Source organism: Nostoc sp. ChiQUE02 (assembly GCF_034531305.2).
Lineage (GTDB): Bacteria > Cyanobacteriota > Cyanobacteriia > Cyanobacteriales > Nostocaceae > Nostoc.
Genome location: NZ_JAVRBN020000007.1, coordinates 191,771 through 214,466, shown reverse-complemented (window position 1 = coordinate 214,466; position 22,696 = coordinate 191,771). Strand labels below are relative to the sequence as shown.

20 protein-coding genes are annotated in these 22,696 nt (G+C 42.6%); 3 read left to right on the top strand and 17 right to left on the bottom strand.

All coding sequences use genetic code 11. The annotated features are described in order from the left end of the window. The first annotated feature begins 4 nt into the window (after positions 1–4). The gene (locus tag RM347_RS10225) at positions 5–232 is read left to right on the top strand and encodes a hypothetical protein (protein WP_322716319.1); all 228 of its coding nucleotides are present in this window, start codon (positions 5–7) and stop codon (positions 230–232) included. A 92-nt stretch (positions 233–324) separates the two neighbouring features. On the opposite strand, the gene RM347_RS10220 is transcribed toward RM347_RS10225, so the two are convergent. Next, positions 325–744, bottom strand: a complete 420-nt coding sequence (locus RM347_RS10220) for a heavy metal-responsive transcriptional regulator (protein ID WP_322716318.1) — start codon at positions 742–744, stop codon at positions 325–327. A 488-nt stretch (positions 745–1,232) separates the two neighbouring features. Here RM347_RS10220 and RM347_RS10215 point away from each other — a divergent pair, with 488 nt between their 5' ends. Beyond that, entirely contained in the window at positions 1,233–2,321 is a 1,089-nt protein-coding gene (locus RM347_RS10215; RefSeq protein ID WP_322716317.1) for an aromatic ring-hydroxylating dioxygenase subunit alpha, read from the top strand. 424 nt (positions 2,322–2,745) lie between these two features. On the opposite strand, the gene RM347_RS10210 is transcribed toward RM347_RS10215, so the two are convergent. From RM347_RS10210 to RM347_RS10175, 8 genes are all read right to left on the bottom strand, one after another. Next, positions 2,746–2,880, bottom strand: coding sequence for a hypothetical protein (locus RM347_RS10210; protein ID WP_322716316.1), 135 nt, complete (start codon positions 2,878–2,880; stop codon positions 2,746–2,748). A 47-nt stretch (positions 2,881–2,927) separates the two neighbouring features. After that, positions 2,928–3,065, bottom strand: a complete 138-nt coding sequence (locus RM347_RS10205) for a hypothetical protein (protein ID WP_322716315.1) — start codon at positions 3,063–3,065, stop codon at positions 2,928–2,930. Between the two features lie 91 nt (positions 3,066–3,156). Continuing rightward, positions 3,157–4,740, bottom strand: a complete 1,584-nt coding sequence (locus RM347_RS10200; protein ID WP_322716314.1) for a HEAT repeat domain-containing protein — start codon at positions 4,738–4,740, stop codon at positions 3,157–3,159. Then, positions 4,737–6,128 carry a hypothetical protein gene (locus RM347_RS10195; RefSeq protein WP_322716313.1) on the bottom strand — a complete coding sequence of 464 codons (1,392 nt, stop codon included), beginning with the start codon at positions 6,126–6,128 and terminating at the stop codon, positions 4,737–4,739. The genes RM347_RS10200 and RM347_RS10195 overlap by 4 nt, the downstream gene beginning before the upstream one ends. After that, complete coding sequence (locus RM347_RS10190) at positions 6,121–7,053, bottom strand: AAA family ATPase (protein ID WP_322716312.1); 933 nt, start codon at positions 7,051–7,053, stop codon at positions 6,121–6,123. Before RM347_RS10190 ends, RM347_RS10195 begins: the two co-directional genes overlap by 8 nt. Next, positions 7,038–8,024, bottom strand: coding sequence for a hypothetical protein (locus tag RM347_RS10185; RefSeq protein ID WP_322716311.1), 987 nt, complete (start codon positions 8,022–8,024; stop codon positions 7,038–7,040). The genes RM347_RS10190 and RM347_RS10185 overlap by 16 nt, the downstream gene beginning before the upstream one ends. Positions 8,025–8,254: 230 nt before the next feature. Continuing rightward, entirely contained in the window at positions 8,255–8,932 is a 678-nt protein-coding gene (locus RM347_RS10180) for a hypothetical protein (RefSeq protein WP_322716310.1), read from the bottom strand. Positions 8,933–9,047: 115 nt separating this feature from the next. Beyond that, entirely contained in the window at positions 9,048–11,036 is a 1,989-nt protein-coding gene (locus tag RM347_RS10175; protein WP_322716309.1) for a heavy metal translocating P-type ATPase, read from the bottom strand. Positions 11,037–11,611: 575 nt separating this feature from the next. On the opposite strand from RM347_RS10175, the gene RM347_RS10170 reads away from it, so the two are divergent. Then, the gene (locus RM347_RS10170) at positions 11,612–11,992 is read left to right on the top strand and encodes a hypothetical protein (RefSeq protein WP_322716308.1); all 381 of its coding nucleotides are present in this window, start codon (positions 11,612–11,614) and stop codon (positions 11,990–11,992) included. A gap of 277 nt (positions 11,993–12,269) precedes the next feature. Here the strand turns inward: RM347_RS10170 and RM347_RS10165 are convergent, their stop codons facing one another. From RM347_RS10165 to der, 8 genes are all read right to left on the bottom strand, one after another. Beyond that, the gene (locus RM347_RS10165; RefSeq protein ID WP_322716307.1) at positions 12,270–14,945 is read right to left on the bottom strand and encodes a DEAD/DEAH box helicase; all 2,676 of its coding nucleotides are present in this window, start codon (positions 14,943–14,945) and stop codon (positions 12,270–12,272) included. A gap of 190 nt (positions 14,946–15,135) precedes the next feature. Then, positions 15,136–15,954, bottom strand: coding sequence for a pyrroline-5-carboxylate reductase (proC, locus tag RM347_RS10160; protein WP_322716306.1), 819 nt, complete (start codon positions 15,952–15,954; stop codon positions 15,136–15,138). A gap of 107 nt (positions 15,955–16,061) precedes the next feature. Continuing rightward, positions 16,062–16,661, bottom strand: coding sequence for a cell division protein SepF (locus RM347_RS10155; protein ID WP_322716305.1), 600 nt, complete (start codon positions 16,659–16,661; stop codon positions 16,062–16,064). Positions 16,662–17,123: 462 nt separating this feature from the next. Then, on the bottom strand, positions 17,124–17,792 hold the full coding sequence (locus RM347_RS10150) for a YggS family pyridoxal phosphate-dependent enzyme (RefSeq protein ID WP_322716304.1): 669 nt from the start codon (positions 17,790–17,792) through the stop codon (positions 17,124–17,126). Further along, on the bottom strand, positions 17,789–18,067 hold the full coding sequence (pipX, locus tag RM347_RS10145; RefSeq protein WP_109010971.1) for a transcriptional coactivator PipX: 279 nt from the start codon (positions 18,065–18,067) through the stop codon (positions 17,789–17,791). The genes RM347_RS10150 and pipX overlap by 4 nt, the downstream gene beginning before the upstream one ends. Before the next feature lie 542 nt (positions 18,068–18,609). Continuing rightward, entirely contained in the window at positions 18,610–20,190 is a 1,581-nt protein-coding gene (locus RM347_RS10140) for an anthranilate synthase component I (protein ID WP_322716303.1), read from the bottom strand. A 124-nt stretch (positions 20,191–20,314) separates the two neighbouring features. Further along, positions 20,315–21,235 carry an energy-coupling factor transporter transmembrane component T family protein gene (locus RM347_RS10135; protein WP_322716302.1) on the bottom strand — a complete coding sequence of 307 codons (921 nt, stop codon included), beginning with the start codon at positions 21,233–21,235 and terminating at the stop codon, positions 20,315–20,317. Between the two features lie 86 nt (positions 21,236–21,321). Further along, entirely contained in the window at positions 21,322–22,692 is a 1,371-nt protein-coding gene (der, locus tag RM347_RS10130; RefSeq protein ID WP_322716301.1) for a ribosome biogenesis GTPase Der, read from the bottom strand. Between the last annotated feature and the right edge of the window lie 4 nt (positions 22,693–22,696).

Genomic DNA, 22,696 nt, shown 5'->3' with positions numbered 1-22,696 from the left:
GGAAATGTTCAGAAAAAAAATACTTTGCGGAAGCCTGATAGCTTTAGTGCTGCTCACTGGAACATCAGGTGTAGCATTCGCAGAAATGCCAGCCCATTCATCAGAGCAAACCAGCCAATTTGAACGCATTGAGCAACCTTTGGGCTTGAAGGTTGGTGTTGCGATCGCAGGCTTCGCCTTAATTGGATTAGAGTTGTGGTGGTTTCTTCTTTATAAAAGTCCTGAGTCCTAAGTTCTGAGTGAAGAATGAAGAAATTGCTTAAACTTCATTTCTTGCTTTTTCTATCTCAGCCCGGGCTAAACGCCCCGCTACCGCTAACAGCACTAAAGAGTATTTTGAATTATCGGACAAATTGTGTCCTCATGGTGATCGCTGATATTCTTCCATCCTGAAAGTAATCCCTTTATTTCAGAGCGTAAAGTTAACAACTGCTCAATTTTGCGATCAATCTGCAAGACCTTATCTTCGAGCTTTTCTTTGATTTCACCACAGGGAGCTTGTCCTTGATCGTAAACCTGAAGAATATTTCCAATTTCTTCTAGGCTGAGACCAAGATTTTGTGCCATTTTAATGAATGCTAGACGAGTTAGCACATCCAATGAAAACTGGCGAAACCCTCCCTCTGTTCGTCTTGATGATTTAATTAAGCCTAAACTCTCATAATAACGAATTGTCCTGATAGGGATTCCGCTTATATCTGTTACCTGACCAATTAAAAGCAGTTTTTTATCTTGAGTTAACACGGTAAATTTTCCTAACTCTTGTAATTATTATTACATGTTTTGCTAATTATTAAGTCGTTTGAGAGTTTAGAGCTAATTTGTAAACTAAAGTAAACTACTTGTCTAGTAAGGGTTTTAGGCATTTAAGTTAATAAAGCGCTTATTCGCTGAAACTCAGACCTAGTAATGAGTTAAGTACCCTTAAGATTTTCTTTACGAATCAGCTCTTAGCAAAATATCAGTAACAGTAGCTAAAATTTTTATCTTATTAGAGATTTTACTAAGTTTGAATTTTTCAAATACCTATTAATAATAGGTGTCAGCTTAGTTTAGCTAATATTTAATTGGCATAATTTTGACAAATTTAATAATATTTATCCAAGATTTTACCTTTTGAAATTTATCCATTTATTCCGTAGCTGTTTCTCATGGTACTGAAAGTAACTGTTTTTTTTTAGTTCCCATGTTACTTCTAGATTAACAGCTTCACTTCAAGTGAAACCATAAAAATGAATCTCAACTCGCAGACTTTTAGCTCAAACCGTAAACCTAAAAATTTTAATAATCCTGAGCGTTTTATTGAGGGATGGTATTGGGTAATACCCTCTCAAAATCTGCGGGTAGGTGAAGTAAAACCTGTCACGATTTTGGGTAGAGAATTAGTGATTTACCGTGGGAAAGACAAAAGAGTAGTTACCTTTGATGCCTACTGTCCACACATGGGTGCTCACCTTGCTGAAGGCAAAGTTGAGGGCAATGCACTACGTTGTTTTTTCCACCATTGGAAATTTGATGCTGAAGGGATGTGTATTGATATCCCATGTTTAGATACGCCGCTTTCCCTGAAGTTACAAACTTGGCCCACTGCTGAAAAGTACGGGATGATTTGGGTTTGGACTGGAGAAATACCACAACAACCCCTACCTTTTGTTCCAGAGTTGGAACAAAAAGAGTGTGATGTCGCCATCCATTCTCACTTCGTGATGAACTGTCACCCCAATGTGGTGATGATTAATGCCATCGATGCTCAACACCTCAATACAGTTCACCAACTCCCAATAGAAATTGTTTTTGAAAGACAGGAACTGAACGAGAATGCGGTTATTTTTAGTAACATTACACCTATCAAAGACAATTCCTTTTTCATTAAGCTCATCCGTCTTTTCTACAAAAATGCCATAACTTACAGTATTTGCTATTGGTACGGTAGTATTGGCATTGTGACACTTGGCCCTGATTTCTTCCATGTCCACACGATGTTTGCAGTTCGACTCCACGAAGGAGGAAAAGCTGAAGGTCAAATCCTGTTGCTCGCTAAGAAACGTAAAGGAATTTTTGGTTTGTTATGCAATCGAGTTGTGCTATGGCTGACTAAGATTGCAGGTAAGTATTTTCTCATGGGTGATATCAAGGTTGTCCAAACAATAAAGTTTGATTTGAAAACTCCGATCAAAGCAGATCATTCAATTATGCAGTTTATTAACCATGTTGAAAAACAGCAATCCCTAATGTGGGGGACTTGGCAAGAAGCGCGATCGCGCGATGTGGAGAGCAAGCCCAAACGTGAGAGATGGCAAGATACAATGAGTAATGACTAATATCATGTCTATATAATCAGAATTCCGTCAGACTGCTTGGTTAATTAAACAGACACGAATCATCCCATTGTCAAGAATCTTTGCAACAAATGAATCGGCTGTAAGGGCGTATAGACCTATGCCCTTACCGATGTTTATGTAGCAGGTATTTTGTCAAGTGCTATAACAATTAATAAAGGTTAAAAGTTCAACGAAATTACTTTTAACTTTTAATTGATTTTTTACTGGGCTACCATATCAATAAAAAGAAGTGGCAAAGCCACTTCCTAATTCCCAGGTAGAACCTAAGTCATGAGTATAACGACTACAAAAATTTGAAATAGTATAAACAAACACCAATTACATGAATATCTTGATTTTCCTTATTTTCTGGGTAAGGAAATCTTGATTTCGTCTGCCAAATAACTGTATATTTACATAAGCCTTATGATTGCAATGCAGACTCAATTTTATCCAGTTCATCGTTAAGATGTGACAGCTTTGCCTCTTCATCAAGAAGCTGCTGTTCTAATTGAAAGTTAACTGCCGTACCAGCCTCAATTGCTACAGCTTTCTTCATCTGCTTAAACTTCTCGCTACGGATGTCAAATTATGCCTGAAGTGCGTCTAATTTTTGTTGCGATCGGCGCGATCGCCATCAATCAGTATAACTTCTATAGCCGTTGCATCTTTGACCGTGACTGGTAAATCAGCACCTACGCCAATGAGTAATGCATAACCGTTGGTAAAAGTTTGGTTTGTCATGCGGTGGGTGAAGAATGCGATCGCCTTTTATACTCTATAAGTTATGGACAGGTGCGATCGCATCCCCTTTGAGCGAGCTGGTCTATTTTGGTTAACGACTGATACGCTTTAAAGCAGAGTCAGCATTCTGACGAACACCTGGATCTGAATCTTTCAGTGCTTCAGTCAGAGCAGGGACAGCAGTCTTTGCTTGTGAACCTAAATTCCCCAAAGCTGAGGCAGCGGTTCGGCGAACATCTACACTAGGGTTTTTCAGGGCAGCTATGAGATTATCAACTGTTGCCCTATCCCAGAGAATTACGTCATTTCCGCTAGCACTAGCTAGTGTTTGAGCATCAGGGCTAAATGCTATGGAAAACACAGCATTTTGCAGATTTAGAGTTTGCAGTTCTTTACCATCAAGACTCCAAATTTTAATAGTATTATCATCACCGCTTGAGGCGATAGTTTGGCCATCAGGACTAAAACTTACACTGTTGACTGCACCAGTATTTTCCTTTAACGTACTGATTAATTGACCTTGAAGGTTCCAGAGACTAACTGTTCCATCCTGACTGGCTGAGGCAATTCTTTGACCATCAGGACTAAAACTTACACTATTGACTGCACCAGTATTCCCTTTTAACCTAAAGATTAATTTACCTTGAAGGCTCCAGAGACTAACTGTTCCATCCTGACTGGCTGAGGCAATTATTCGGCCATTAGGACTAAAACTTACAATGTTTACTCTACTAGTGTGACCTTTAAGAATATTACTTTGTATCCATAAAATATTTTCTTTTGAAACTTTTTGTTCCTGATTAAACAAACTATTCCATAGTTGCTGAACCCCAGTTGGGTTAATCTGTTGCCATATCAAGGCTCCGATTGCCACAACAGCTACTGTTACACTAACCCCAATGAGCCAACGATACCTTCTTGTTGTAGGAGAAACTTTAGGTAAGGGTTTAGGTTGAAGTTGGTTGGGAATTAATAAATTGACTCCAGCAACCTGAATTTTGCCTTTTAAGTCCATAATTTGATTGAGGAGATTTTTAGCCTCGCTCACATTACCTCTGGCAAAGCTTTTCATCCCACTAACGTATACTAACAGAGGTTTATAGCCTGCCAAGGGTTCTATAAGTGTTTCTACTAGCGAAGTGAGGCGTATCCATTCTGGCCCATCTTCAATATTCAAGCTTGCCAAGTTAGAAGCAATTTCACGGGCTGCTTCATGAGGTTGAGCATAAGCTAAAGCTGTCCACTTTTGAGCTTGGGCAAAGTCATGAGTGTCAGGATTTGAACTATTAAGCTGTTCTTGCATATAAGCAAGAAGAAAGTCTGAGAGTTCTAAAATTCTTTGCTCACCAAAGCACGGATTATTCTTTAGTTGGTTCAAAAGTTCATTACGGATTGCCCAATCTATCTCGTAGAGTTCGTAACCAACTTCATTACAAAGGTTAGACAGCAGCAGGTCTGCGACAGCAATCCAGGGAATATTTAGCGTATTACCGTTAACATCTTGCTGGAAATTAGCCCACAAGCGATATAGCAAATCAGGAGTTAATGCTAATGCGAAAGCAGCATGGCAAGCTAAACAAAAATGTGGTTCGCCAAAGCGTTTACTAAATGACTCAATGCGCTGTTTTGCAATTCTATACCTAGCTTCATTTGAGGATGCTACTATGCGAGTCATCTTACACCTTTTAAAAGTTCTACAAACTGCTGATGACGACCTCGCAGAGCATTAATGGCACTATCTAACCCCTCGCGGGTTGCCTCAAACATGGGAACCAATCCAGCAATTTCTCCAGCAGTTGTACCCAGCCAACGTTTTTTTGGTATAGGATTCAACCATGCAACATAACGAACGTGCTGTTTTAAGTGTTTGAGAAATGCCTCTGTCAACTCTATCCTTTCTAAATTCAGACCACCGCGGGCAGCGCCAGCATCACTGAATACAAGTGCTACTGCTCTATTCTGACGTAGGCGAGCGAGAATATTCTCAACTGGCTCTGCTTGTTGATGCAGTGGATCATGGTACAGATACCCAACTGGACAATTATGAAAATAGTAGATGCCAGATGCAGCTAATTGCCCACCCCGCGAAGCAGTGTGACCCAAACGAACTGACAGAGAATGAAAAGGAACCATTGATCCGTCTTGGTCGATCAGCAACAGCAGTTCTGTCCGATTCACCCGGACTGGTGACAACACAGGCTCGAGCATCACTCCGTAGCGTCCAATCTGATTAACTGTTGCTTCTATATCCAATTCTGTAGCAATTCCCTCTTTAGTCAAACGGCGGAGGTGTCGCCACATCTGTTTCATTTGCCTTTGAGTTACAGGCAAATAGTCCGTAGACAAGAGAAAGCGATCGCCTAACATCTCCCCTCCAGTAGTCACCTGACGTATCGCTTGGGCAACTTGTACTTCATCTTCAATATTACGAAACGATTCTGAAGCTAGCGTAGCAGTAGGTATGGGCTTAGATGGTTCTGTCTGTAAGTGATTATTTTGATCGCGACGCTTCATCAACAACCTTAGCAACCACAAACACCCTGAACTTAGTGCCAAAATGAGCAACAAAATCAACCAAACTGGCCAATTTATTTGACTTTTATTTTGAGTAATTTGTGCAGTTGGGGTCGGTGCAACTGGTTGCTGCACTGGTGAGGGTAATTCCTTTGGCACTGATGTTGGCAAAGATACCGTAGGAGAAGGTACACTCACTTGATTTTTTGGGCGTGTAATCCATAGCGCTAACCCTACACCTAAAACCAACACTCCCGCTAAAGTTGCAAACCTAATAAGTTGAGTAGCTTGACTTTGGTTTATATCTAAAGCTTGAGTTTGGGGAACAGTCTCACTACCAATTAACTGTTCAAAGTGATAATCAAATATATATTTTTCTTCAGCTGATTTAACCCAAAGTAACCGACATAATCGAGCTAAAGCAGCTCTATCTGGAAGACCATAACCAGCTTGCAAAGCCTGCAACATCGACTGATAATCATCCACACCCAAAGGTAATCCTGCCTGTCGCAGTCGAGTAAACAATTCCAGTAGGGGTAAATCATCCATTATTTTTCAACTTTAGATAACGGATGTGATCTTCCCAACTCTTTAACAACACACCAGGGTAAGGCAACTTACCATTCAGTTTTGCCAAAGCCTCATCTTCTGGGTAGCGACGCAAAGCCTTGAACCAGTCAATCAACTCACTAGTGCTGATTTTCTTGCTTGCTCCACCTTGGTTTTTTTTCATTTCTTCCCGCAGATCCCAAAATCGCTCTACAGCTTGGTTTATCAAAACCTCTGATGCTTTTGGAAACAAAGCATTCATAATTTGGATCAGTCTTTCACGGCTAGGGAATTCAACATAGTGAAACAAGCACCTTCGCAAAAAGGCATCCGGTAAATCTTTCTCATCATTGCTGGTGATTAAAACAATCGGTGCTGCCTTGGCTTCAATTTCTTGACCTGTTTCCTCAACAATAAACCGCCGCTCATCTAATTCCAGCAGCAGGTCGTTGGGAAAGTCAATGTCAGCTTTATCAATTTCGTCAATCAGTACGACAGTGCGATTTTCTTGTTGAAATGATCTTCCCAGAGGCCCCCAACGTACATAGGTAATTGGGTCATCAATTCGCTGGATTTGTTCTACTGTGAGGCGATTGGAAGCCGCTAGCTGGGCATCCCGCAACCTTCCAACGGCATCGTAGTTATACAACCCATCCCTTGCCCGACTAGTGGATTTGACATACCAAGCTTCCAAGTTCAAACCTAGCTCGTAGGCAACTGCACTTGCAAGTTGAGTCTTACCGCATCCCGGTTCACCTTTCAGGAGTAAAGGACGTTCTAAGTAAATCGCTAAGTTGACTGCTTCTACCAGTTCAGAATTAGGCAAATAGGGATATAACAACTGTCCATTCGCCCCTCTTTCTCCTAGCTGGGGCTGCACTTTACCTGTATATTCCAAGAGTTTTCCGCCTACAGCCTTAACCATTTTTCCTCTTCGTCATACCAATTACAGCCAGACAGTTGACAAATTTCGCCCAATGCGGGTTCTGGAATGCCATTATCACTGTTTTTCAGTATTGTTTTTACTGTTTCATCTAGCTGATCTATCAGTTTAGTAGGCAATTCATCTGCTGCATACTCTAGCCAGTTAGTCAGTTCATCGTCAGAAAATTGGTTAATCTGAGGCAGTTTTACAGGGTTATCTGGCTTCCAAGTAGAGTCGAGTCGTTCTACAAAAGGAATATTCCAACTACCTACGCAGCCATCATAATCTACCAAGAACATTAATAATTTGAATTGACTCGCTTGCGGGCTAGCTGTCTTAACTTTAGTCGCTAATAGTAACCAGAAATCTCGGATCAGATCGTGCAAAAGAGTTTCTGAAAGACAATCGACATCATAAAAAATTAGTAGAACATTCTGAGTTAGCCACCATTGATAAACTCGTTCGGCAATTTCAGGAATTGAGCTTTGTCTGCCCAGACCAACTCTACCACCAAGTTCACGCCACAATGCGGCACTGTCACTTTTCCGAGCAATGCGACTGAGTTCAATTCGCACAACCTTTCCCGTCATAATATTGGGGACATTTTGTCGCATTAACCGATTTAACAACCAACGTTGACCATAGTAAAGGGAACCGTGGATTAGAAAGGCTCCTACTGAATTAGTCTCAATAAATCTCCGAAATGCTCGCGTCTGCTCTCGATAGCCCAATTTCAATAAAGCACGATACACTTTTCCACTAGATAAAGCTTGCTCCATATCATCAAGCTGCCGATCCAATTCTTTTAGTTCAGCTTCTGTTTGTTCAATTTGCTTTTCTAATTGGAAGCGAATGAGAGTATCTGTTGCGATCGCATAATCGTGACGCAACCTTTTTAACTTCTCGGCTACTAGGCAATCTTGCTCTTGTAATGCATCAATTTCGTGTTGTAGATGCTGCTCGGAGGACATGCAGGTACTTTTTGAGTTAACAATATTTACTCAATACAACTAGCCAGATTATCGATCTAGAAATCTGGTTTACTGTGTTTGGTTTCAATCACGGAAACATCATTGCGACATGAGATGTCACTGTATGTAATTTCTTCTGTCAGTAATTTACCAGTTTCAGACTTAGTATAAAAAGGTCGTCTCGATAGTTCCTCTACGCCCTAGCAAGCAAACTGATGTTTAGCATACCACTAGTCACTTGGATTCAATACAACAATAATTTCTGCTAGCCTAATCCCCAAAGGTTTCCAGTGGCGATCGCTGGAAGAAAAAGTACCATCCCCAGAAACTGCTTGGTAGTCATTGGGGAACTTTTCAGAAGCATTGGGAGCAGCGTCTACTCGTAAAATAAGTTTGCCTTGATAACGGGATAATTTACTACTATCCAACAAAATCGTGCCGCCGTAATCCCACTCCAATCCATAGAGTTTAAAGTTACCTAACTTCTTACGTAATTCGCTTAATGGGGTTCCAACACCAATACCTTCGCGGGTTTTCCAAGCTGAACCCAGATTACGCACATCTAGAGGTTTAGTACGAGTATTATCACTCCAGACTACCAAGAGCGATCGCCCCTGATTTAGATTTAACTGAGTAGCTGCAAAACTACCAATTCCTTCAGCACCAGAGATAGTTTTATCAACCAGATGGGATGCACCAAATAGCTTCACTAAATCTTGCCTGGTGGTTGTGCGTGTTATCGGCCCTACGCTTTCCCCAGGAACAATCAAGATATCTTTTGAGGGTTGCGATTTAGCAATAGTAACTGGATGATTGATTTTCTGCGGTAGTGCAAAGGCTGGATTTGCTGAATAGTTTAGCAGTAAAGCTAAAGTAGCTGTAGCAATGCCTTTGATTGATGAATTCATGGGTTCTATTTAGGGTACCAGAGTATGAGTGAGAAGCATTAAAGAAACAAATCCTTGCTCTTCAATTTTAACTACTACAATTTCCCAATTATGGATTCCCGATTTTCCAAAAATTTTATTTCATCGCTCTAGTTGCGTTGAAAATTGCAAGTATTGCTACTCCCACATCAGCAAAGACAGCTTCCCACATTGTTGCTATACCAAAAATACCCAACCCAATAAATACACCTTTAATTGCTAATGCAAACCCAATATTTTGCCAAACAATTCTGCGGGTTTTTCTGGCGATTTGTATTGCTTCTGCCACTTTTGAAGGGGCATCTGTCATGATCACAATATCAGCAGTTTCTATCGCTGCATCTGAACCTAATCCACCCATTGCCATGCCAACATCTGCTCTAGCAATCACTGGTGCATCATTAATTCCGTCCCCAACAAAGGCAACTTTACCATGCTTGCCAGCGGTACTGAGTAACTTCTCAATGGCATTAACTTTTTCTTCAGGTAATAACTCTGCTTCGTAATTATCTATGCCAAGCTGTTGAGCAATTCGGGAGGCGATTGCTTGATTATCTCCTGTCAACATTACTGTTCTCTCTACACCCATTCGCTTGAGTGCTTGAATAGCTTGTCTAGCATCCTCTTTAAGTTCATCAGCAATGACAATATATCCAGCGTAAATATTATCTACTGCTAGATGAATAACTGTTCCCTCTAACTGGCAATTATCATGAGCAATATTCTCTCTATACAATAGGCGATCGCTGCCTGCTATCACTACCCTATTTTCAACCTTGGCTCTAATTCCATAGCCTGCTATCTCTTCATAATCTCTCACCTCAAATTCATCGATTTTTCCACCATAAGCCTTGCAGATAGATTTAGCAATGGGATGATTTGAGTGTGATTCTACTTTGGCAGCTAATTGCAGTAATTCTTGTTCATTCCAGCCATTTAATGGTACTATTTTGGCTACTTTAAATACCCCTTTAGTTAACGTTCCAGTTTTATCAAAAACAACTGTATTGACTGCATTTAAAGTATCTAAGAAAGTGGAGCCTTTAACCAAAATCCCACGTCTAGCTGCACCTCCTACACCTCCAAAGTAACCTAATGGAATACTGATAACGAGTCCACACGGACAGGAGATAACTAATAAAATTAGGGCACGATAAACCCATTCGGAAGAAGTTGTACCAGAAATGAATAAAGGAGGTAATATTGCAACTGCTAGAGATGTAAAAACTACTATTGGCGTATAATATCGGGCAAATTTAGTAATAAATTTTTCTGTTTCTGCTTTTTTACTTTTGGCATTTTGCACTAAATCTAAAATCTTAGCAATGGAAGATTCATCAAATAGTTTTGTTACTCTAATGCTGAGAACACCTATTTTATTGATCATCCCAGCCAAAACTGTCTCTCCCAGCCTTACTGTTCGCGGTACAGATTCTCCAGTTAGTGCCGATGTATCAACTTGCGAATTACCATCTATAATTTCGCCATCTAAGGGAATCTTTTCTCCAGGCTTAACAACGATAATATCCCCAATATTTACTGTTTCTGGAGATATTTGCTTGAGTTTTCCCTCTATTTGAATATTTGCATAGTCTGGTCGTACTTCTAATAATGCTTTGATGGAATTACGTGAACGACTTACGGCAATATCTTGGAACAATTCCCCAATTTTATAAAATAACATGACTCCGACAGCTTCGGGTAACTTATGAATTGCGATCGCCCCTAATGTCGCGACTGTCATCAAAAATGTTTCGTCAAATACTCTACCTCTGAGAATATTGCGCCCAGCAGTTTTTAAAACACTCCATCCACTTAATAAATAGGCAGGGATGAAAAGCAGATATTCCCCTATCGAATAGAATGTATTGTGTAATTGATCTTCAAAAATTACACCAGGTGCATATAAACATAAAATCACAACCAAAGGCAATAGCTCATTTTTCAGATTGAATTCTCCGCCGTGGTCATGATTATGGTCATGGTTATGATTCTCATGATGATTGTGATCGTGGTGATGATTCTCGTGATGGTCATGTTCACAGTTGGAACAACCTGAAGATTCTGAATGTAGTTTCCGCTTCATTTTTGCTGTTGAGGCTAGTAAATTACTTGATATATGAGCCTGTTTCCAAATGTAATGAAAAAAATAAGTTTTTACAAGTTGATAATTTAAGAACGAGAATCTATATCAAATTTATTGCTAAATATTTATACTATGTTTTGGTTAGAATTAAGATTTATAACCTTGTCAAGATAGCTATAGCAGTTGTCAATTGTATGAAATAATTTAAGATAAAAATTTTGTTCGCAGTGAGCGATTTATCGCTCTGCATCAGATTTTAAAGGGCTAGAGCCACTGACCACGAGGTTTAATTTAATTAAAGTCTTATACTTACATCAAGCAAACAATCACTATCTTGAGAATATACAGCGGATTTCAATTTGCTGAAGTAGACAACTTAGGCTTGGTAGCCAGACATCAAGTCTATTTGACTGCTGAATTCTGCTGTAGCCACTAAATTTGCAATTAAACTCGGTAGATATGGAACTTTCTTGGGTAACACGTGTCAGGCTAGCTATTCTTAGGGGAAATTCACTTGAAGTTTGAAAGTGAATCGAATACCCTAAACTATGTAGACAATTTTCTCAAGGAAATCTATGAACAAAAAAATTCTTTTGAATTTGCTTTCCACTTCCTCAATCTTTGTGTCGATGATGTCTACCCTGGCGGTATTTCATCCTGCCCATGCTAGTACTAGTATTACACAACGATTACTGCATACAGAAGACGGTCGTACCTGTATAACCAACCCACATGGTGGAAAAGATTTTGTGTGCATTCGAGATTCAGAGAGAAAGCAACCGTATACCTCTACACGTTCCGCAACCATTGTCACATCAGTATCAGATCAGAATGTTGCCATGTTGAATTTTACTGATGAAGAAAGCGATGCTGCAATTAAGACATTTGGCTGCGACTGTCCATTATGTATAAATTCTTTGCGTCAGTTGCGCGGTACCGGAAACTTGGTGTACTAAGATTGAATAGCGCTTGTAGCGACTATAACTTCTGTTAGATACATTTGATTAATTACGTATAGAAGATATACGAAACCAAAAAAGCATTTTTAACTACGTACCACTACTATTATTTGGTCAAATCTAAATTCATTGTTGGGGGGTTTTTATTATTACTCCAAACCCCTCAAATTAATGTTGACGAAGAGGATGTACAGAGAGAAAAAGACGCAAAGATGGATAGACGCTCTTAGGCACAGAAATTATTAAATACTCTCTCTGGGTAAGAGCGTCCTATTTATTCAACCACCTCATTCACAGGGAATCTATCAATCAGCTGCATCGCCCGATAGGCATTACGCTGGAAAGAGTCTGGCAAATGGGGAACGTGGGGTATCTGCGATAATAAATCCAACGTCCGGCGTAAAATTCTCACCACGTCCCCTTCATCCAAGGTGGTGTTCTCGCAGAGTTCTATCCACTCCATTCCCAGCGCCCATTGTTCCACTATGGCAATTAACTCAAATTCCAACCATATAGGCAGCGCTACGTTATACCGCCGTTGTAGTTGGAACATTTGGCGGCGAATTCCCCGCAATTTTGCTAAGGCTTCTGCGACTTCATTACTGAGGTCAAAGTTCACCTTACTATCTGGACGGGGGGTTTCCATTACCAAAGCCGCTGCGGCGGCTGCTAAATGGTGTGGGTCTAAGTTGTCCAATTCACCACTAGCAAATACTAAACCCAACCACAATTCATTCTCCCCTCGAATGGCGGCAGCAATTTGCCCTAATTGCGTTGGGACTAAGTTATCTAAAGCGCCAAAGTGTTGCAGAATTGCGATTAAATTCAGAAACTCTTCCCAATGACGTTGTGACTGTTGCTCTACTTGCCCTTGCAACTGTTCGAGTTCGGCTTCTAGTTCGACATAGCGGGCCCGGCGCTTGAAAAGCGTTGCAGCATTGCCTGATTGATGTAGGGGATGAGCTTCTAATTGCTCTTGGACGGCAGCAGTGCGACTGAGTTGTTCTGCTACTTCTGGTGCCAGATGCAAAGATTCTATCGGATCGGGAATACGCACAGCGATCGCAAAGCTTTCTTCGTTACCACGACGCGACTGTCCTGGTTTTAAAGGCATCTCTGGCGGTGGTAGCACATCAGGTGGCACCTCAATTCGCGGTAGTTCGGCATACAAATCGACTACATCCCCTGTGGTTGCAACATACCAGCGGTTATCGTGCCCCAAGCATACCAAGTAAGGAGCTTGACCAGAACCAGGCGATTTTCCCACTAACACTGCGGTTACGGGTGAAGACACTGTGATATTTTTGCCCTTAAGACTCAACAGAGTTCCTGACACTGCAAAGCCCAACATCATCACCAATTCTTCTTGTCGGTCTTCTTGCGCTTGCTCTTGCAAGGTTTTCAATATCTGGCGTTCCACTTTCAGGCGTTGCCGCAATTTCTCATAAATAGCCAGTTCATTTTCATCAACTGCGGCGATTTGCTCATGAAGTTGAGCTAATTGTGTTTGCAGTTCGGCAATCTCATCATATTCTGGCCGTAAATGCAAAGTCGCCATGTACTGCCCAAAACTGCGCTCTATCAGCTCTCTAGTTTGCTCTAGGGTGTGGGTTTGCAGTAAGTTGAGTACCATGCCATAACTAGGCGTAAACTGGCTTACTAGGGGGTCTGGCTTAGATGTTCCCAAATACGCCGCTTCTTTGGCTCCTTCAAAGGGAGTTTGGACTGTCACCACATGACCTTGTTTATCCATCCCCCGACGGCCTGCTCGTCCCGCCATTTGCAGGAATTCAGAAGCGTTCAACAAGCGGTGTCCAGTGTCAGTCCGCTTGGAAAGGGTAGAAATTACCGTTGTCCGGGCGGGCATATTAATTCCCGCTGCTAGCGTTTCAGTGGCGAATACTACTTTAATCAGCCCCTGCTGAAATAGTTCTTCAACCAGTGCTTTCCAAGCAGGCAAAATTCCGGCATGGTGGGCAGCAATTCCCCGGTACAGGGGTGCAATTTGTCCAGAACGCCCGGCTTCAGGATTGCGGGCTAAAAAGTCATCAATCTGTTGCCGTAAAATCTGGGACTCTTCATTATTTACCAGCCATAAATCACCTACTTCCGCCACTGCTTTATCACATCCCCGGCGGCTGAAGATAAAGTAAATTGCTGGTAGCATATCCCGTTGCTCTAACTGGCTAAGGGTAAAAATTATACCAGGAGCTTCAGGTCTACCACTTCTGCCTCTATCCCTTTCTCCCCCTTTCCCCTTCTTTTTCTGAAGGCGGGGGTTAATTTTGGTTTTGCTATCATTCAACAGGGGAAATAACCCCTTAGGATTGCAAAAGTGAAATTCCAGCGGGACTGGGCGAAAATCGGAGTAAATCAGGTCAGTTGGCCCGTGAACGCGATTTAGCCAATCGGTGAGTTGATCGCTGTTGGCAACCGTTGCTGAGAGGGCTGCCAATTGAACTTCACGGGGACAATAGATGATTGATTCTTCCCAAACTGTGCCGCGCTGGCGATCGTTCATGTAGTGGCATTCATCAAGGATCACCGCTTCAACGTCTACTAATGAGATGCCAACTTGCCCAATGGGTGTGCCATAGAGCATATTTCGGAAAATTTCTGTGGTCATCACCAAAATCGGTGCATCTCTGTTAATGGAAGCATCTCCAGTTAACAGTCCGACTTGCTCAAACCCGAATTTTTCTCGAAAGTCACGTAATTTTTGATTCGACAGCGCCTTCAGGGGAGTAGTGTAAAATACACGTTTTCCTCGCGACAGGGCGCGATAAATGGCGTATTCTCCTACTAATGTTTTGCCCGAACCTGTAGGGGCACATACGACTACCGAGCGTCCGGCGTTTAGGGACGCGATCGCTTCTTTTTGAAACTGATCCAGTTCAAAGGGAAATATAGTCCCTAAGTCAAGTTCTGGAGACGGCGCAGGATAATTCACTCAATCACATTTGCAACCAGATTGTTTACTATACTAACGAGTCTTTTGTCAACTTCGTTAATAGTCATTTGTCATTTGTCATTAGTCATTAGTTTTTCACAAATGACCAATGACCCTTACGGGTTCGCCAGTCACTCATGGGGGAAACCCCCAAGACCGCGCTGGCTCACTAATGACTAATGACTCTTTATTATTTTCCCAGCTCTTGCGATCGCTCTGTGGCAGCTTTTACTGCTTCTATTAAAGCTGAACGAAATCCTGCCTGTTCTAGCTTGGCAATCCCCGCAATGGTTGTACCACCGGGACTGGTCACACGATCTTTGAGTTCTGCTGGGTGCATTTTGGTTTCCTGCAACAGTTTCGCTGTTCCCAGTACGGTTTGCAAGGCTAGTTGATTGGCAATTGCTCTAGGTAAACCTGCGGCTACTCCGCCATCAGCAAGTGCTTCTACTAACAGTGCTACGTAAGCCGGGCCGCTACCAGATAACCCTGTGACTGCATCCATCAAGGCTTCTGACACTTCCACCACTTCGCCCACAGCAGAAAAAACTTGCTGTGCTATTTGGTGATGCTTCGGGCTGGTGTATGCACCTGAACAAATCGCGGTAACTCCTGCTCCCACAGTTGCTGGGGTGTTGGGCATTGCTCTAATTACTGGCAATTGCACAAATGCAGCTTCAAGCTGATTTAAAGGCACACCCGCTAAGATGGAAATGATTAGAGGTGAATGTTCTCTATTAAAAATATCAATATCTGCTAATTCTTGAGCGATCGCGCTAAACACCTGCGGCTTTACTGCCAAAAAGACAACTTCTTTGGCTTCGGTGAAAACCTGGCTATTATCTGTCGTCACAGCAACATCGTATTGCTGTTTTAAAAAATCTAGGCGTGAAGATAGCGGTTCGCTAACGATGACTTCTGATGATTGATAAATTCCAAGCGCGATAAGGCGGGATAAGAGTGCTTCTCCCATTACCCCACCACCAATTAAACCAAATTTTATAGTCATTGATCACTTAGTCATTAGGCATTAATCATTAGTCGTTTGTCATTTGTCACTATCATTAAAACCCTGGACAAATGACAAAGGACAAAGGACTAACAACCAATTTAACTTTATTGTGCCATCCGGTTAGTTTCGTTGCCCCAGGTTTGATTTGGAGAACCGGTAGGACGAGAGGGACGTGCTGGTGGTTGTGGTACTTCATGAAGAACGCCACCTTGGGTGCTAACTTGGACACAACTTGGCGTAAACAAAAAGATGCTCTCACCGATGCGCTCTTGATGTCCATCTAGTGCGTAGGTACCACCTGCAACAAAATCTACTGCTCGTTGAGCTTGATCGGGGTCCATGATTGTCAGATTTAATACCACTGACTTGCGTTCTCGCAACGCTTGAATTGCCTGAGGCATTTCTTCAAAGGTGCGTGGTTCGAGTACTAAAACTTCCGAAATTCCGTTAATTGCTCCTGGCATACCAATCACATTCCCCATTGGCTTTGAACCTGCTGCGATATCATCTCCCATTGTAGGCAATGGTTCCCGCCAGCGTCGATTTTGAGCGGCTGTGCTCTCTTGTGGTGCTGGTTGGGGATTTTCTTGCTGATAGAGATTTTGGTAATTATTATCTGTTTCTGGTTCTTCTTCGTAATACTCGTATTCCACTTGCTCATTTAGACCCACAAAGTCTCTGAGTTTGGAAAATATGTTGTTCATTGTGTGTGTACTCTCCTGGTGCGAATAGCCTGTATTGACTTGGCTGAGGATTAATTAAGCTAGGAGCGAATCGCTACATCGGTGGATACTTCAGCAAGTCTCTTGCTATTTGTAACCGATACTACTGGTTTTGGCGATGAACTGACACTTATTGGAAAGGTCTGTGCATCGCCTAAACATAATAATGAGTCAAGATTATATCCTAAGGTTTGTCCGAAGGAAAGTTCTTTACACCCCATTTTCCCTTGGCGATTGCTCTTGTCAATACTATATCCTTTGTTTCCAATTGCACCAGTCTGTTACAAAATTCTTGTCAACAAATCCTGATCTCTATTAATACCGACCTCCAAGGCTAATGATTAATCGGCTAAGAGCGATCGCCAAACAATATGGTTATTAATCGCACCCTCATTGCGCCTACTTGCACTTGATACTCAACTAGAAGAGGGATGTGTAATATGCTTAAGAGCGATCGCCAAACAATATGGTTCCTAATCGTACCATCGTTGCGCCTGCTTGCACAGCCAGTTCGTAGTCGCCTGACATACCCATAGACAAGTGCTGCATTTTAATATGCGACCAGTTTTGCTCCTGGATTTCTTTTGCTAGTTCACGATTGAGATTAAACACATTAAGAATTTCGGAATCATTTAATCCTGAAGGCGGAATTGTCATCAAACCTTGAATTTGTAAACTTTTGTATTGGTTGAGTGTGGGTAAATCAGCCAAAATATCTCGCATACTCCAACCAGACTTGGTGGGATCGGGGAGAATTTTCACTTGCAGGCAAACCTGGGGACTCACTCCTAGCTGTTGCGCCAATTGATCTAAGCGCTGTGCCAGCTTCAAGTTATCGACGGAGTGAATCCAATGGAATTGCTCGATGGCTTTTTTGGCTTTATTGCTTTGCAAATGTCCAATAAAGTGCCAGGTAATATCCGGTAAGTCTTGCAACTCGGCTTGTTTGCTGGCGGCTTCTTGGATACGACTCTCCCCAAAATCACGAATTCCTGCGGCATAGGCAGACCGAATGGCCTGGACAGAAACTTGCTTGCTAACAGCAATCAATTTGACTGAAGTTGGCAGTGAGGAACGAATGGTAACAATACGTTCGGAAATCGAACTATTCATTGGAAGGTGCGTTGGAAAACACTCTGAAGCTGATCGTACTCCTGAGATTGCCCACTGCGCCGCAGGGTACGTAAGCGATTTTCCAACATCATTCTAGCCTCAGTACGTCCTAGAGACTGGAATTTAACACCTTTAACGTCATTTGCGACCAAAAAAAATAAGCGCTGGGCATAAAGTGTGGTGAACAAATCCTGGTTCTCATCAACCATACAGATTTTGTAGAGTAAACCCCAAGTTGGATGGTTTATGTAAGTTTCTGCGTTTTCTGGATTCATTTAAGAGTCAAGGTGTAGTCAAGGTGGGAGTATGTATATCTTTTCGCAGTGAATTCCAAACATTCAGACGATAATACCAACATTCGTCAGAATATTTGCTTAAAATGCGAAACTGCGGTTACGAAGACCTTGATCTAGTTCCTAATGGGCAGATGAAGCTAGTGGTAGTGAAGCGAAATGGTACAACAAAAGCCGCGAAGCGTTGATTCAGAGAGTAGAGGCTGGTCGATAAACTTCACCATCTGCTTTGGTGACTTCGATTTCCCAATCTGTAAGGACAACGCACAAAATAGTCCTGATCCTCTTGTTAAAAGTTCGGCGTGGCAAGGAAAAACACCCTTTTGAAGTTTCCAACGGCAATAGCGAACTTTTTAACTTCTTTCTATACTGCCACAACTGTCGCCCAATGGCGCAAAATCGTAATTGGGGAGTGGGGGGATAAGGGAGCAGGGGGAGCAGAGGGAGCAGGGGGGGCAGGGGAGACAAGGTGACTTGAGTGAGAACTTGTAACAAGTCTTTCCCCATGTCCAATGCCCAATGCCCTATTCCCTATTCCCTGATTGAGGATCTAGCATTTTTAGGGCTACAAGTTGTGCCTGAGCTTTGTGCAGAGATTCATACCATTCTCTCTCAGGATTGCTGTCTGCCACAATTCCTGCGCCAACTTGTCCCCAGACGATGTTATGTGCTGAGTGCTGGGAGATGATTCTTGAGTGGGGAGACGAGGAAGATGAAAAAGAATTTACTTCCCCTGCTCCCCCTGCCTCCCCTGCTCTCCCTGCCTCCCCTACTCCTCCACCTTCTTGAGACGCGGGAGCTAGTAACAGGGTGCGGATTAAAATATTTAAATCCAAATGACCACGCCAATCTAAATAGCCACAGGAACCGTAGAATAAGCTGCGCCGCATAGGTTCTAATTCTTCAATAATTTCCATGCAACGAACTTTGGGACAACCTGTGATTGTGCCGCCTGGGAACGTGGCGCGAATCAAATCAATGGTAGTGTATTCGCCTTTTAAAATACCTTTGATGTTGCTGACAAGATGCATCACATGGCTATACCGCTCAATTGTTAGCAATTCGTCAACAGTAACCGTTCCCCATTCACAAACTCGCCCTAAATCATTGCGTTCCAAATCTACTAGCATGATGTGTTCTGCACGTTCTTTGGTGTTGCTGAGTAAATCTTGTGCCAGTTGCATATCTTGTTCTGGTGTAGCACCACGCGATCGCGTTCCGGCGATCGGTCTGGTTTGGGCTTGCCGATTTTGCAACAGTACCAATCGTTCCGGCGAACAACTGATCACTTCCCCCCAAGGCGTCTGCCAATAGCTGGCAAAAGGAGAAGGATTGATTTTTTGCAAGGCTTGGTAAATTTCCCAGCCAGAAGCCGATGTAGATGCTTGAAATCGCAATGAAAGATTTGCCTGAAAGATGTCTCCAGCTTGAATATATTTTTTCGCCTGGTTTACAGCTGTTTCATAATCTGATTGCGATGTCAAAAACAGAGGAGGCGAAGAAGACACGGGGACGTGGAGACAGGGAGACACGGATAATTTTTTCCTCGCGTCTTCGTTTGTTAATTTCTCCTCTAACTCATCGAGTCCACTTGCATGACTGGCGGCTAGCCAAAGAAGTTGTTGCGCGTGATCCAAGACTGCAAAATAATCTGGCTCATACCAAAAAGCTACAGGAAATGGCAAGGGATCAATTTTCTGACGGGGTAACTGTTCAATTTCCCATGCGACATCGTAGCCTAGCCAACCCAACCAACCGCCGATGAAGGGGAGATGGGGAGGTGGGGGAGATGGGGAAGTAGGGGAAGCAAATGCTATCTCATCCCCCTCATGTCCCACTACCCCTTGCTGTAATAACTTTTCTAGAAAGGGGAAAACCTCCCCTACTTCTGGTGTCCACATCTGGGGAATGCCATCGACGATGCGAGGAGCGCCTGCACAGATAGAATATCGGCTGAGTTGGGGATGATCGATTGGCGTTGGGTAGGGACTTTCCAGTAAGGTAGCAATTCCCGGTGCGGCGGTGGGGCGAAAAAGAGCAGCAAAAACTTCCGAACCTGTGCGCTTTTCTAAGGGTAGCGATCGCCAATACCAAGCCTTGGTCATACTGTTTAAAAGCTTTGTCAATAGTTAGTTGACAGTTTTCAGCAGTGAGTACAAATAACTACGACTACTGACCACTGACAAAATGCAATTACCTTTTACCTCTTACCATTTTCTCAATGCAAAATTAGACCTGAGTTCCTATAGCTAGCCGTATTCCCCAGAATAAGATTAAAGTTGCAATAGCAAGCCAGTCACGCCCTTTTAATCTTAAGTCGTGCCACTGCACTCGATGCTCATTGGGACTGGTAAAACCCCGCACCATCATTGCATTCGCCATTTGATCGGCTCGTAAGAGCAGATTTTCTAACAATCTCTCTGCGACTGTCATCCAAACCTTGAATGCTCCTTTCAATCCCAGCTTTTTCCAATTAATTGCCCTCGTCATCACGGAGCGAAATAAATTTTGCACTTCTTCTAAAACTAGGGGGATAAAGCGCAAGGACAAGGTTAAAGTTAAAGCAATTTCTGTGACAGGCAACTTGAAGCGTCGCAAGGGTTGCATTAAGCTTTCTATTCCAGATGTAATTTCTTCTGGTGCGGTTGTCAGCAGATACAGGTTGGTGCTGTAAATCACGGTAAATATAATTGTACTCAAGCGTACTGCCAAGTCCAAGGAGCGGCGAGTCACTTTGACTGGGCCTTTGTGAAATAGCACGTAGCTGTATTTTTTGTTTTCAACTACTTGCTCTTGAACAAGATTATTAGAGTTTGCTGGCTGGGTTAATATTTGTTCATTAGCTGGCAGGCGTGGCTGATAATCTACACCCATTCCATCAGGACTGATAGCTGCGATCGCTAACACAAAAAACGATAGCATTAACAGCCAACCCATTTGCTGCTGCCATACTCGTCGGGGAATTCTAGCAATCAAGGTGGCAAGAATCAATGCCACCACTAGCAATACACGCCAAAAGTTGTTAGCCAAAACATAGCTTGTTAGAAAACTCATCAACCAGGCGAACTTGACTCGTGGATCGATTTTATGCAGCCAAGTTTGGGGTTGTTCTAAATAAAGTCCAAGTGGCAGCGATCGCAATAAATCCATTTTAGAGTTAAGAGTTAATAATTAATAGTTAGAAGTTTTGACTTTAACTCATAACTCCTGTATAGACGCGATTAATCGCGTCTCTTTTAACTCAATTTGACGCGAGTTGCTCTATTAACGTTACCACTTTCGGCATCACGAACTTTTTTGCTCCGCCATAGTAAAATAATTGGCGTGCCCTTGAATCCTAGCTGTTGCCGGAATTGGCGTTCAATGTAGCGGCGGTAGTTGTCGTTGAAGCGTTTGGAATCATTGACAAATAGAGCGATCGTTGGTGGTTGGCTACTTACTTGTGTACCATAGTAAATCTTGCCTTGACGCCCACCACGGGATGCTGGCGGTGAATGCCAACTGACGGCATCTGTTAAGACTTCGTTAATAACTGATGTGCTGACACGGCGTTTGTGTGATTCAGCCGCTGTTTTCACCAATTCGAGAATTTTTTCTACCCGTTGTCCTGACAAGGCACTCACAAAGATTGTTTCTGCCCATTCAGTAAAATGTAACCGTGATTGCAGAGTTTTTTCGTAGTCGTAGATTGTGTAAGAGTCTTTTTCGACGGCATCCCACTTATTCACGACGATGATGCAGGCTCGACCTTCTTCGATAATCCGCCCAGCTAATTTTTGGTCTTGCTCAGTGACTCCATCTACGGCATCTATTACTAATAAAACCACGTCAGCACGGCGAATAGCTTTGAAAGCACGGTTAATACTAAAGAATTCTGTGCCGTATTCTATGTGTTTCTTTTTGCGAATACCGGCGGTGTCAATCAAACGGTAGGTTTGTCCATCTCGTTCGATTACGGTATCAATAGCATCACGGGTTGTGCCGGAAATTGGGCTGACAATTGCCCTTTCTTCCCCAACAAAAGAATTGAGTAAGCTGGATTTGCCCACATTCGGACGTCCCACAATTGCTACTTTGATTTCATTAGTTTCTGGGATGTCTTCAATAGCAGGTATATGATTTATTAACTCGTCGAGTAACTCTCCTGTACCACTGCCATGAATCGCGGAGATGGGGTAAGGTTCGCCCAATCCCAATTCCCAAAATTCGGCTGCTTGCATTAAGCCTTGTTCTGGAGATTCACATTTATTTACAGTTAGTAGCACAGGTACACGTTGTTGACGCATCCATTCGGCGATTTCTAAATCTGCCGATGTGGGGCCTGTTTGACCATCTACTACAAAAATAGCGGCACACGCTTCTGCAAGCGCTGTCATTGCCTGTTGGCGAATCAGTGGTAAAAATTCGGTATCATCATTAAAAACTAAACCACCAGTGTCTACCACTAAAAATTCGCGACCATTCCAGAAAGCTGGCATATAAGTGCGATCGCGTGTCACTCCTGGTTCATCATGGACAATCGCCGTTTGTTCCCCGGCGAGTCGATTAACCAGGGTGGATTTGCCCACATTTGGGCGTCCGATAATTGCAACAATTGGCAGTGCCATAAAA